Genomic DNA, 11632 nt, shown 5'->3' on the forward strand with positions numbered 1-11632 from the left:
GGCTCCCACACCCCGCCCGACGCCCGGCCCACGACCGCGCCGCCGACGGCGCCGCGCGGCACGCCCGGACCGGGCGCCACCTCCCCGGGGCACGGCAACGAGGACCTGACCCCGGAGTACGGGCCACCCCAGCTACCGGCGGAACAGGGCGGGCCGTCCGGCGCCCGGCTGACCACCGGCTCCCCGTACGTGGCGCTCACCTTCGACGACGGACCGGACCCCCGCTACACGCCACAGGCCCTGGCCATCCTGCGCGAGTACCAGGTCAAGGCCACCTTCTGCCTGGTCGGCGGCAACGCGCAGGCGTACCCGCAGTTGGTCCGGGCCATCGTCGCCGAGGGACACACCCTGTGCAACCACTCCTGGGCGCACGACGTCGGCCTCGGCGGCCGATCGACCACCGCCATCCTGACCGACCTCACCCGGACCAACGAGGCGATCCGGGCGGCCGTTCCCGGTGCCCGGATCGCCTACTTCCGCCAGCCCGGCGGCAACTGGACCCCGTCGGTGGTCGCGGCGGCCCGGAACCTGGGCATGACCTCGCTGCACTGGACGGTGGATCCACGGGACTGGACCCGGCCCGGCGCCGGGAGCATCGTGGCGACGGTTACCGGCAACGCCTTCCCCGGCGCGATCGTGCTGATGCATGACGCCGGCGGCAACCGGCAGGGCACGATGAACGCGCTGTACCCGATACTCGTCAACCTGAGCCGCCGCTTCGGGCTCGTCGCCCTGCCCAGCGGACCGCCGGCGGACGGAACGCCGGACAACGGCACGCCGTCGGCCGACGCGGCACCGGGCGACCCCCGGCCGCCGGGCACCGCCACCCCGCCCGGGCCGTCGGCCGTACCCCCGTCGCGGCTCCCGACCCCGTTCTGAGCGGTCCGGCCGGAGGTCGTCCGGATTCCGGGTCTACGGTTGGGCGGTGACCAGGGCAAGGACGACCGACCACCGGGTGACGCGACTCGAACGACCCTCCCCGGACGACGTCGAGGCCGTGCTCGCGCTCGCCACCGTCGCGGGCGCCGCCGACGGGACCGAGTCGCTCTCCGAGGACGCCGCGTTGCGGCTCCGGAACGCCGAGCCCGGCACGGTCACCCACCTGACGCTGCGGCAATCCGACGGGCTCCTGTTCGGGTACGCCCAGTTGGAGTTCCGGAACGACGGTGGCGGGGTCGGCGCCGAACTCGTCGTACATCCGATGCACCGCCGGCAGGGGTTGGGCCGGCTCCTGGTCGAGGCGACGGTCGCCGAGGCGGCCGGCGACGCCCGGCCCGCCACGTCCGGCGGTACGTCGACGGGCGCCGGAGACCTGCTGGTCTGGGCGCACAGCGATCACCCGTCCGCCGCCGCGCTCGCTCTCGACCTGGGGTTCGACCGGGCCCGGGTGCTGTGGCAACTGCGCCGGTCGCTGCGGGACCCGTTGCCCGAACCCGAACTGCCCGACGGGGTGTCGATCCGGGCGTTCCGGCCCGGCGAGGACGACGAGGCGTGGCTGGCCGTCAACCGGCGAGCCTTCGCCGACCATCCCGAGCAGGGCCGGTGGACCCTGGCCGACCTGCGGCTCCGGCTCGCCGAGCCCTGGTTCGACCGGAACGGGTTCCTGCTCGCCGTCGAGGACTCGACCGGGCGGATCGTCGGGTTCCACTGGACCAAGGTGCACGGCGCGGTCGGCCGGTCCCCGGCGATCGGTGAGGTGTACGTGCTGGGCGTCGATCCCACCGCGCACCGGGGCGGACTGGGCCGGGCGCTCAGCCTCGCCGGCCTGCACCACCTGCGGAACCAGGGGCTGACCCGGGTGATGCTGTACGTCGACGAGTCGAACGAGCGGGCGATGGCGCTCTACATCCGGCTCGGCTTCGCGAACTGGCTGCGACACGTGCAGTACCGTCGACCGGCCACGGCCGCCGAATAGCCCGCTCGAGCCCCCGTCGAGCAGCCCACTCGGACCCGTCGAGCAGCCCGCTCGATCACCGTCCGGCGAGGCCCGCCGGCGCGGAGAACACGGCTCCGTACGTGGTGATGAACCGGTGCCAACAGCACTTCATGCCGCACCAGTCCCACGGTTCACGGAACGGACATCTCGCCCTCAGGATCCGGTCATCCAGCCGGCTATCCCTGTTCACCCTGCGTTCACTCACGACCGGCGAACCGGCTACCTGGCGCTCCTAACTTTTCCCTTAGTAACCCGGCCACCAGCCGGCTCCCGGGGCAGCGCCCCGGGGTAGCTCTCGTACAAGGTGAAGGGAACCTTTCAGGTGAAGCTCCAGCGGCACGGCACCATTGCCTGCCTCGCTCTGGCCACGGCACTGGCAGTCAGCGCGTGCGGCTCGGACAATAACGAGCCCACCGAGCCTGCGGCCGCCGGCTCCTCCGCAGCGGCCGACTGCGCCACGGGCACCATCAACGCCCAGGGTTCGTCGGCGCAGAAGAACGCGGTCGACGAGTGGCGTAAGGCTTACCAGCAGAAGTGTGCTGGCTCGACCATCAACTACGAGCCGAGCGGCTCCGGTGCGGGCATCCAGGCCTTCATCGCCGGCACCGCCGACTTCGCCGGCTCCGACTCGGCGCTCAAGCCGGAAGAGCAGCCGAAGGCCGACGCGAAGTGCGTCGGTGGCAAGGCGATCCACCTGCCGATGGTGATCGGCCCGGTCGCGGTCGTCTACAACGTCAGCGGCCTGGACAACCTCCAGCTCAAGCCGGCCACCGTCGCCAAGATCTTCGCGGGCAAGGTCACCAAGTGGGACGCGGCCGAGATCAAGGCCGACAACCCGGGTGCCAAGCTCCCGTCGACCACGATCCAGACCGTGCACCGCTCCGACGAGTCGGGCACCACGGACAACTTCACCGACTTCCTCGGCAAGACCGCCGAGGCCGACTGGACCTTCGGCAAGGGCAAGGCGTGGAAGGCTCCGGGCGGCACCGGTGCGGCCAAGTCGGACGGCGTGGCCAGCGCGGTCAAGCAGGCTGACGGCAGCATCAGCTACGTCGAGATGTCGTACGCCGAGAACGGCGGCCTGAAGATGGCCAAGATCGGCAACGGGGCGGGCGAGTACGCCACGCTGACCGCCGAGTCGGCCGCCAAGACCATCGCCGGCGCCAAGGTGACCGGCGAGGGCGACGACCTGAAGATGTCGATCGACTTCAACACCAAGGAGGCCGGGGCGTACCCGATCGTCCTGGTGACCTACGAGATCGTCTGCGACAAGGGCCTCGCCGCCGACAAGCTGGCGCTGGTCAAGGGCTTCCTCAGCTACGCCGCCAGCACCGAGGGGCAGGCCGAACTGACCGAGCTGGGCTACGCCCCGCTGCCGGAGAGCGTCCGCACCAAGGTCGAGAGCACGGTCAAGGCGCTCGCCTGAACCACCGCTGGATCCCCCTCATAACTTCGTCAATCGGAGCGAGCGAGCAGATGGGCGACACCCCAGACGGCTCGGCCAACGCCGGCACCGGCGGCCCGGGCGTGACCACCAGTCACGCCCGGGTCGCCGGTGCCGCGCTGTCGGTCGACGTGCCAGGAACACCCGCGCACCGCGCTCCGAACGGAGCCGGGGGCCGGGGCGGCGACAGCGGCACCGGCCATGGACCGGGGGGCGGCGGCGCGCTGCCCCGGCGCCGCGCCTTCGGCGCGGACCGCGTCTTCCAGGGCCTCACCATGGCCGCCGGCACGATGGTGCTGGTCATCATCGTGGCGATCGCGATCTTCCTGATCGCCAAGGCCGTTCCGGCGTTGAACGCCAACACCGCCAACTTCTTCACCTTCGAGGGCTGGTTCCCGAACGAGTCGTCGCCGAGGTTCGGCATCGGGGCGCTGGCCTTCGGCACCCTCCTCACCTCGATCCTGGCGCTGCTGCTGGCCGTACCGGTCGCGCTGGGCATCGCCCTCTACCTGTCCCACTACGCGCCCCGCCGGATCGGCACCGCCCTGGGCTTCCTGATCGACCTGTTGGCCGCGGTGCCGAGCGTCGTGTTCGGGCTCTGGGGCCGGGACTTCTTCTACGGCCCGGTCCGGGACCTGTCGGTCTGGCTGAACAAGTACTTCAGCTGGATCCCGATCTTCGGCGGCGACGGTCCGTTCGGTAAGTCGATCCTGCTCGGCTCGCTGGTGCTGGCGATCATGGTGCTGCCGATCATCACCTCGCTCTCCCGCGAGGTGTTCCGGCAGACCCCGACCGCCAACGAGGAGGCCGCCCTCGCCCTCGGCGCCACCAAGTGGGAGATGATCCGCACGGCGGTCCTGCCGTACGGACGACCCGGCGTCATCGGCGCCACGATGCTCGGCCTCGGCCGCGCGCTCGGCGAGACCATCGCCCTGGCGATGACCCTCGGAATCGTCTCCAACATCTCGTTCAACATCATCGAAAACGGCGGGAACACCGTCGCCGCCAACATCGCGAACGCGTTCGGCGAGGCCAACGACGTCGGTCGGGGCGCGCTCATCGCCTCCGGCCTGGTCCTCTTCTCCATCACGCTGATCGTCAACATCACCGCGCGGGCGATCATCTACCGGCGCCGGGAGTTCACGGAGTCTGCCGCATGAGCACACTGACCACCGCACCTGGAGCCGCGGCACCCGGTCAGCGTCCGCAACTGCGGACCCGCCGGCTGCCGACGCTGGCCGCCCTCGGCATCGCGGTGGCGGCCGTCGTGCTGTCCGCCGCACTCGTCTACGGCACCGGCATCGGCGGCACCGCCCTGGTGGTGGCCCTCGCCGTGGTCCTCTACCTGGCCGGGCTCTACCTGGCCAGCAACGTCGTGGAGGGCCGCCGGCAGGCGCGCAACCGCACCTGGAGCGCACTGATCCACTCCGCCTTCGTCCTGGCGCTGCTTCCGCTGGTCTCGGTCACCTGGACGCTGGTCAGCAAGGGCGCCGAGCGGCTGGACGGAAACTTCTTCCAGACCTCGATGAACAACATCGGGGCGCGGGACCCGAACGGTGGCGCCTACCACGCGATCGTCGGCACGCTGGAGCAGGTCGGCGTCGCCACCCTGATCACCGTGCCGCTCGGCGTGCTCTGCGCCATCTACATCGTCGAGTACGGGCGGGGCCGCTTCGCCTTCACGATCCGGTTCTTCGTCGACGTGATGACCGGTATCCCGTCCATCGTGGCCGGCCTGTTCGTACTGGCCTTCTGGATCCTGATCATCTCGCCGATCTTCAACAACGGCCGCCCCGGCTACTCGGGCTTCGCCGCCTCGCTCGCGCTGAGCGTGCTGATGCTGCCCACCATCGTCCGGTCCACCGAGGAGATGCTCCGGCTGGTGCCGGCGCCGTTGCGCGAGGGGTCGTACGCCCTCGGCATCCCGAAGTGGAAGACCATCCTGCGGATCGTCCTTCCCACCGCCCTGCCCGGCATCGTCACCGGCGTCATGCTGGCGGTCGCCCGGGCCGCCGGCGAGACGGCGCCGGTCCTGCTGGTGGCGGGCGGCGGTGCGGCGATCAACTTCAACCCGTTCGAGAACAACCAGTCATCGCTGGCGCTCTACGTCTACCAGCAGGCCGGGGACGCCTCCCGGTACGCGCCGGCCCGGGCCTGGGCAGCGGCGCTCACCCTGGTCGCCCTCGTCCTGATCCTGACGATCGCGGCGAAACTGCTAGCCCGTCGCAACCGGTTCGGCCGCTAACAAAGGATGACCACCATGGCCAAGCGCATCGAAGCGATGAACGTCACCGCGTACTACGGCTCGTTCAAGGCGATCGAGGACATCAACCTCACCGTCGAGCCGAAGACCGTCACCGCCCTCATCGGCCCGTCCGGTTGCGGCAAGTCGACCTTCCTCCGTTCCATCAACCGGATGCACGAGGTGCTGCCGGGTGCCCGGGTCAACGGCAGGCTGACCATCGACGACGAGGACATCTACGACCGGGACGTGGACGTGACCGCGGTCCGCCGGATGATCGGCATGGTCTTCCAGCGTCCCAACCCGTTCCCCACCATGTCGATCTTCGACAACGTCGTCGCGGGGCTGCGGCTGAACGGCGTACGCCGCAAGTCGGTGCTGGAGGAGGCCGCCGAGCGCGCGCTGAAGTCGGCCAACCTCTGGGACGAGGTCAAGGACCGGCTCGGCAAGCCCGGCGCGGGGCTCTCCGGCGGCCAGCAGCAGCGGCTCTGCATCGCCCGGACCATCGCGGTCGAGCCGCAGGTGGTACTGATGGACGAGCCGTGCTCGGCGCTGGACCCGATCTCCACGCTCGCCATCGAAGACCTGATGTTCAAGCTCAAGGACCGCTACACGATCATCATCGTGACGCACAACATGCAGCAGGCGGCCCGGGTCTCCGACCGTACGGCCTTCTTCTCGATCGAGCGGACCGGCGACCCGGGCCGGCTCATCGAGTACGACGACACCCAGAAGATCTTCAGCAACCCGAGCGTGAAGAAGACCGAGGACTACATCACCGGCCGCTTCGGCTGAGCCGCCCACGCCCCGGCGAGGCATCACGGTTCTTGGCGGGCCGGGGCGAATCGCGTACCCGGACTCGCCGAGGACCACCGCGGACCGCGTCGCGGAAGCGGTCGACAGGCGGGTCCGACCCCGCCATGCTCACAGTCAGTCGAGCACGAAGCGGGCGCTGCCGTCCGGAGCCAGTTCGACGCGGGGCATGATCGGCCGGGCCGGGTCACGCCCGGCGGCGGCGGCCGGCAACGCGGCCAGGTCCGGGCAGGCTCCGACCTCGGCCAGGGTGATCACGGTGGGCGGCAGCATGGCGATCCCGCCCGCCTCCGCCCGCGCCAACGCGTCCGCCGGGCGGATCCACATCGTGTGATCGGCCTCTCCGGAGACGTCCCGGGGCCGCTGACCCGCCGGCAGCAGCGCGACGAAGAAGTACGTGTCGAACCGGCGCGGCTCGAACTCCGGCGTGACCCAACGGCTCCACGGCAGCAGCAGATCGGACCGGAGGGCCAGTCGACAGTCCCGGAGCAGGTCGGCGAAGCCGGTACGCCGGGTCACCAGCGCCTGCCGGGCCACCTCCCACTCGTCGCCGCTGACGTCGCCGACCACGGCCTCCGGATGCGGCCCGGCGAGCAGCACGCCCGCCTCCTCGAAGACCTCCCGGGCGGCCGCGCACACCACCGCCTGCGCCTGACCCGCCGGCAGCCCCAGCCGCTTCCCCCACTGCGCCGGCTCCGGCCCCGACAGGTCCAGTCGGATCTGCGAGTCGCCGGGGTCGACACTGCCGCCGGGGAAGGCGTACATCCCACCGAAGGTCATGGTGGCGGCGCGGCGGAGAACGTACACCTCGAAGCCCTCCCGTCCGGACTGGTCCGGACGGAGCAGCAGCACGGTCGCCGCCGGCCGCGCCGGGACGGGAACCGCGCCCTCGGCGTAGAACCGGCGGGCGTGCTCGATGATCGACTCCGGGGCGGCGAAGGACGGCATGTTGCGAGGGTAGCCAGGCCATCGACACCGGTGGCGCCCGCCCGGACGGCCGCCATCCTGCCTGGCAGGGGAGTCGCGGGCCGCCGGATCCGCTCGGCTACCGTGCCGGCATGACTCGTTGGGGCATCCTGGCCACCGGTGACATCGCCGCCACCTTCGTCGAAGACCTCCGGCTGCTACCGGACGCCGAGGTCGTCGCGGTCGGCTCACGGACACCGGAGACCGCCCGCATCTTCGCCGACCGGCACGGCGTGCCCCGGGCGTACGGGTCGTGGCAGGAGTTCGCCGCCGACGACGACATCGACGTGGTGTACGTCGCCACCCCGCACGCCGCGCACTTCGACGCGACGATGACCTGCCTGTCGGCCGGCAGGGCGGTGCTCTGCGAGAAGCCGATCACCCTGGACCGGGCGAGCAGCCAGCAACTCGTCGACACCGCCCGCACGAGCAACGTCTTCCTGATGGAGGCGATGTGGATGCGGTGCAATCCCGTCGTACTCCGGATTCTGGAACTGATCGCCGACGGCGCGATCGGCGAGGTGACCGGCGTGCAGGCGGACTTCGGGGTCGGCGGGCCGTTCCCGCCCGAGCACCGGATGCGGGCCCGCGCCCTCGGCGGCGGCGCCCTGTTGGATCTCGGGGTGTACCCGATCAGTCTGGCGCACCTGCTGCTCGGCCTGCCGGACCAGGTCCGCGCCTGGGCGAAGATCAGCCCGGAGGGCGTGGACGAGAACACCGGGATCGTCTTCGGCTACGACTCGGGCGCGGTCGCCACCCTCGGCTGCGGCATGATCGGCGCGACTCCGGTAACGGCGAGCATCACCGGCCGCACCGGCCGCATCGAGCTGGCCCCGCCGTTCTACCGCCCGACCCGGGTCACCCTGCACCGCGCGGGCGTCGCCCCGGAACTCCTCCCCATCGACCTCACCGGCTCCGGCTACCAGCACGAGGCGGCCGAGGTGCAGCGCTGCCTGCGTGCCGGCCTCCTCGAAAGCCCCCTGGTCCCGCACGCCGTCACCCTCGAGGTGATGGGCCTGCTCGACGACATCCGCCAGCAGATCGGCGTGCACTACCTGTAAGGAAGGGCCCCTTCTTATCGTTTTTTGTTGTAGAAGGGGCCCTTCCTAACGCCTCAGAACAGTGGGCGCACCAGGAAGAACATCAGGGCGCCGATGGAGCCGGCGGCGGGAAAGGTCAGGACCCAGGCGCCGACGATGTTTCCGGCCACGCCCCACCGGACGGCGGAGAGCCGCTTGGTGGCGCCGACGCCCATGATGGCCGAGGTGATGGTGTGGGTGGTGGAGATCGGCGCGCCCAGCACCAGCGCGTTGAAGTAGAGCACTCCGCTGGCCACCGTCTCGGCCGCGAAGCCCTCCGGCGGGCGCAGGTCGATGATCTTTCGACCGAGGGTACGGATGATCCGCCAGCCACCCGCGTACGTGCCCAGGGCCAGCACGGTCGCCGAGGTCCAGAACGCCCACTCCGGGATCGTCTCGGCGCTGTTCTGGTGGCCGCCGACGAAGAGGGCGAGCACCACGATGCCGATGGTCTTCGCGGCGTCCTGCATGCCGTGCCCGATCGACATCGCCGCCGCCGAGGCGGTCTGGGCCCACCGGAAGCCCCGGTTCAGCCTGCCGGGCTGTCCGTTCCGGAAGATCCACTGAACCGCGATCATGACGATGTAGCCGAGCAGGAAGCCGACCACCGGAGAGATCACCATCGGCAGCACGACGCTCTCCGCGATCCCGCCCCAGAGCACCGTGCCGGAGGCGGCGAGCGTCGACCCGACGAGCCCACCGATCAGCGCGTGCGTGGACGACGAGGGCAGGCCGAAGTACCAGGTGATCAGGTTCCAGGCGATGGCGCCGATCACACCGGCGAAGACGATGCCGAGACCGGAGACGCCGGCAGGTAGGGCGACCAGCCCGCTGCCGACCGTCTTGGCGACGTCGGCGCCGAAGTGCGCGCCGATGAAGTTGCCGATGGCAGCCATGCCGAGCGCGACCCGTGGGGTGAGCGCCCGGGTGGAGATGCTGGTGGCGATCGCGTTCGCGGCGTCGTGGAACCCGTTGGTGTAGTCGAAGACGAGCGCGACGGCGATCACCGCCAGTACGGCGATGAGTTCGGGATCCACCGGTCAGCTTTCCTTGACCGCGATGGTCTCGACGGTGTTCGCCACGTGCTCGAAGGCGTCACAGGCCGCCTCCAGCTCGTCGGCGACCTCCTTCATCTTCAGCACGGTCAGCGCGTCGTACTCGCCGGAGAAGAGGCGGACCAGCAACATCCGGTACGCCTGGTCGCCGTCGTTCTCGAGCCGGTTGCACTCGATCCAGTAGTCCTCGAGATCCTTCATCGACTTGAGTCGGGGCATCGCGTCGGCGGTGAGCTTCGCCTGCTGGTCCAGGACGTTCACCAGCTCGTGCATCTCCCGGGGCAGCGACGGCAGCTTGGTCAACCCGTACAGGTAGAGCAGGTTGCCCACGGCCTCCAGGTGGTCCATCACGTCGTCGAGCAGCGAACCCAGCCGGTAGATGTCCTCCCGGTCGAAGGGCGTGACGAACGTCGAGTTGATCTTCTTGTACAGATCATGGGTGATCTGGTCGCTGTCATGCTCGACCTCGGTGAGTCGCTCACTGACCGACTGCACGTCGACCCCGGGCAGCGCGAGTTCGTTGAGCAGTTCGGTGCCGCGCACAAGATTCTGAGCGGCTCTGGTGAACAACTCGTAGAAGGCGCCCTCGGATGGGCGGAGGGAAAACTTCACGGCACAACCTCGTTGCGTCGGCGGACGGGTGGCGGGCCGCAGGAGGCTGCCCCTGGGAGATGCTAGGAAACCTCGGATCGAGATTTTGCCCGGCCCACCCCTGGTCAGAGGTGGTTCATTTGCCATTTACCTGTCGTTCATCTTGACGGTGCCATGCCACTCTCTCGTGCCTGCGCCGGGACCACCACCCGGCGGGGACAAACCGCGTCGCTTGCCCCGAGTAGCGGGAAACCGGTCAACTTGCCGCAATACCCGGAACACCGCACCGGCACACCCGCCGGACGATTCGCTCCCGGCCGACCGGCCCGGCTGAGACACCCGTCACGGCCCGATGCCCGCCGGTACGAGCGAGCCCGAAGCTAACCTCGCAGACATGCGCGAAGCGGACGGGGAGAGACGCGAAGCGAGCGGGGAGAGACGCGAAGCGAGCGGGGAGAGACGCGAAGCGGACGGGGAGACGGCCAGGCGGGACATGGCGAGCGAGTTCGAGGCCGAACGTGACCACCTGATGGCGGTCGCCTACCGGATGCTGGGCAGCCGGACGGAGGCCGAGGACGCGGTCCAGGAGACCTGGTTGCGCTACGCCGCCGCCCTGACCACCCCGCAGGCCCGCGCCGAGGTACGCGACCTGCGGGCCTGGTTGACCACCACCACCGCCCGGATCAGTCTCGACGTGCTGCGCTCGGCCCGGGTGCGCCGGGAGGCGTACCACGGGCAGTGGCTGCCGGAGCCGGTCGTGAGCCGGCTGCCCGGCCCGGCCGGTGCCCTGCCCGGCGGCCCCGACGGCTTCGCGCCGGACCCGGCCGAACGGGCGGCCCACGTCGACCAGGTCGGCATCGCCCTGCTGACCCTGCTGGAACGACTCTCCCCCGAACAGCGGGTCGCGTTCGTCCTGCACGACGTGTTCGCGGTGCCGTTCGCCGAGATCGCGACGGTGCTCGGCACCGCACCAGCCGCGGCCCGGCAACTCGCCTCCCGGGCCCGGCGCGCGGTGGCCGACGGCAGCCCCCGCCGACCCGCCGACCCGGTGGAGCACCAACGTCTGCTCACCGCCTTCCTCGACGCCGCCGAGTCCGGTGAACTGGACCGGCTGCTGGAGGTGCTCGCTCCCGACGTGGTCCTCGTCGGCGACGGCGGCGGCCTGTTCCCGACCTCCCGGCACCCGATCGTCGGCGCCGTCAAGGTCGCCCGGTTCGCGTTGGGGCTGTTCCGGCAGGCGTCGCAGGAGGCCAGGAACCTCCGGATCGTGCCGGTGCTCGTCAACGGCAGCCTCGGCCTCCAGATCGAGGCGGAGTACCGGCCCGGCATGCCGCTGCGCGGCGTCATGTGGTTCGTCGCCGAGCAGGGCCGGCTCACCCGCCTCTACCACCAGGTCAACCCGATGAAACTGGTTCGGGTGCCGCAGCTCGCCCCCGGCGAGCAGTCCTGGCCGATCGGAGCCCCGCGGGCCGGCTAGGCGCTGGCGGGGCTCCGATCGGCCAGGAC

General features: G+C 70.6%; 11 protein-coding genes. 8 read left to right on the plus strand and 3 right to left on the minus strand.

The window, feature by feature from the left end:
• The 6 genes from I0C86_RS34335 to pstB form a co-directional block, all read left to right on the plus strand.
• Positions 1-879, plus strand: an 879-nt coding sequence (locus tag I0C86_RS34335) for a polysaccharide deacetylase family protein (RefSeq protein WP_196205472.1), incomplete at its 5' end; no start/stop codon positions are given.
• A 46-nt stretch (positions 880-925) separates the two neighbouring features.
• Positions 926-1915, plus strand: a complete 990-nt coding sequence (mshD, locus tag I0C86_RS34340; protein WP_196205473.1) for a mycothiol synthase — start codon at positions 926-928, stop codon at positions 1913-1915.
• Positions 1916-2258: 343 nt separating this feature from the next.
• On the plus strand, positions 2259-3362 hold the full coding sequence (gene pstS / locus I0C86_RS34345) for a phosphate ABC transporter substrate-binding protein PstS (protein ID WP_196205474.1): 1104 nt from the start codon (positions 2259-2261) through the stop codon (positions 3360-3362).
• A 50-nt stretch (positions 3363-3412) separates the two neighbouring features.
• Positions 3413-4540 carry a phosphate ABC transporter permease subunit PstC gene (gene pstC, locus I0C86_RS34350; RefSeq protein ID WP_196205475.1) on the plus strand — a complete coding sequence of 376 codons (1128 nt, stop codon included), beginning with the start codon at positions 3413-3415 and terminating at the stop codon, positions 4538-4540.
• Positions 4537-5625, plus strand: coding sequence for a phosphate ABC transporter permease PstA (gene pstA / locus I0C86_RS34355; protein ID WP_196205476.1), 1089 nt, complete (start codon positions 4537-4539; stop codon positions 5623-5625). Before pstC ends, pstA begins: the two co-directional genes overlap by 4 nt.
• 15 nt (positions 5626-5640) lie before the next feature.
• A complete protein-coding gene (gene pstB, locus I0C86_RS34360; RefSeq protein ID WP_196205477.1) occupies positions 5641-6417 on the plus strand; it encodes a phosphate ABC transporter ATP-binding protein PstB in 777 nt (258 codons plus the stop codon).
• Between the two features lie 135 nt (positions 6418-6552).
• Here pstB and I0C86_RS34365 read toward each other — a convergent pair whose 3' ends face one another.
• Entirely contained in the window at positions 6553-7383 is an 831-nt protein-coding gene (locus tag I0C86_RS34365) for an NUDIX hydrolase (protein WP_196205478.1), read from the minus strand.
• 110 nt (positions 7384-7493) lie between these two features.
• On the opposite strand from I0C86_RS34365, the gene I0C86_RS34370 reads away from it, so the two are divergent.
• Positions 7494-8462, plus strand: coding sequence for a Gfo/Idh/MocA family protein (locus I0C86_RS34370; RefSeq protein WP_196205479.1), 969 nt, complete (start codon positions 7494-7496; stop codon positions 8460-8462).
• A gap of 53 nt (positions 8463-8515) precedes the next feature.
• On the opposite strand, the gene I0C86_RS34375 is transcribed toward I0C86_RS34370, so the two are convergent.
• Both I0C86_RS34375 and I0C86_RS34380 read right to left on the minus strand, forming a co-directional pair.
• Entirely contained in the window at positions 8516-9517 is a 1002-nt protein-coding gene (locus I0C86_RS34375) for an inorganic phosphate transporter (protein WP_196205480.1), read from the minus strand.
• 3 nt (positions 9518-9520) lie between these two features.
• Positions 9521-10147, minus strand: coding sequence for a DUF47 domain-containing protein (locus I0C86_RS34380; protein ID WP_192766660.1), 627 nt, complete (start codon positions 10145-10147; stop codon positions 9521-9523).
• A 472-nt stretch (positions 10148-10619) separates the two neighbouring features.
• Between I0C86_RS34380 and sigJ the strand changes: the two genes are divergently transcribed.
• The gene (gene sigJ, locus I0C86_RS34385) at positions 10620-11603 is read left to right on the plus strand and encodes an RNA polymerase sigma factor SigJ (RefSeq protein ID WP_196205481.1); all 984 of its coding nucleotides are present in this window, start codon (positions 10620-10622) and stop codon (positions 11601-11603) included.
• Positions 11604-11632: the final 29 nt, after the last annotated feature.

Origin of the sequence: Plantactinospora alkalitolerans (assembly GCF_015690345.1) — a bacterium.
Classification (GTDB): Bacteria; Actinomycetota; Actinomycetes; order Mycobacteriales; family Micromonosporaceae; genus Plantactinospora; species Plantactinospora alkalitolerans.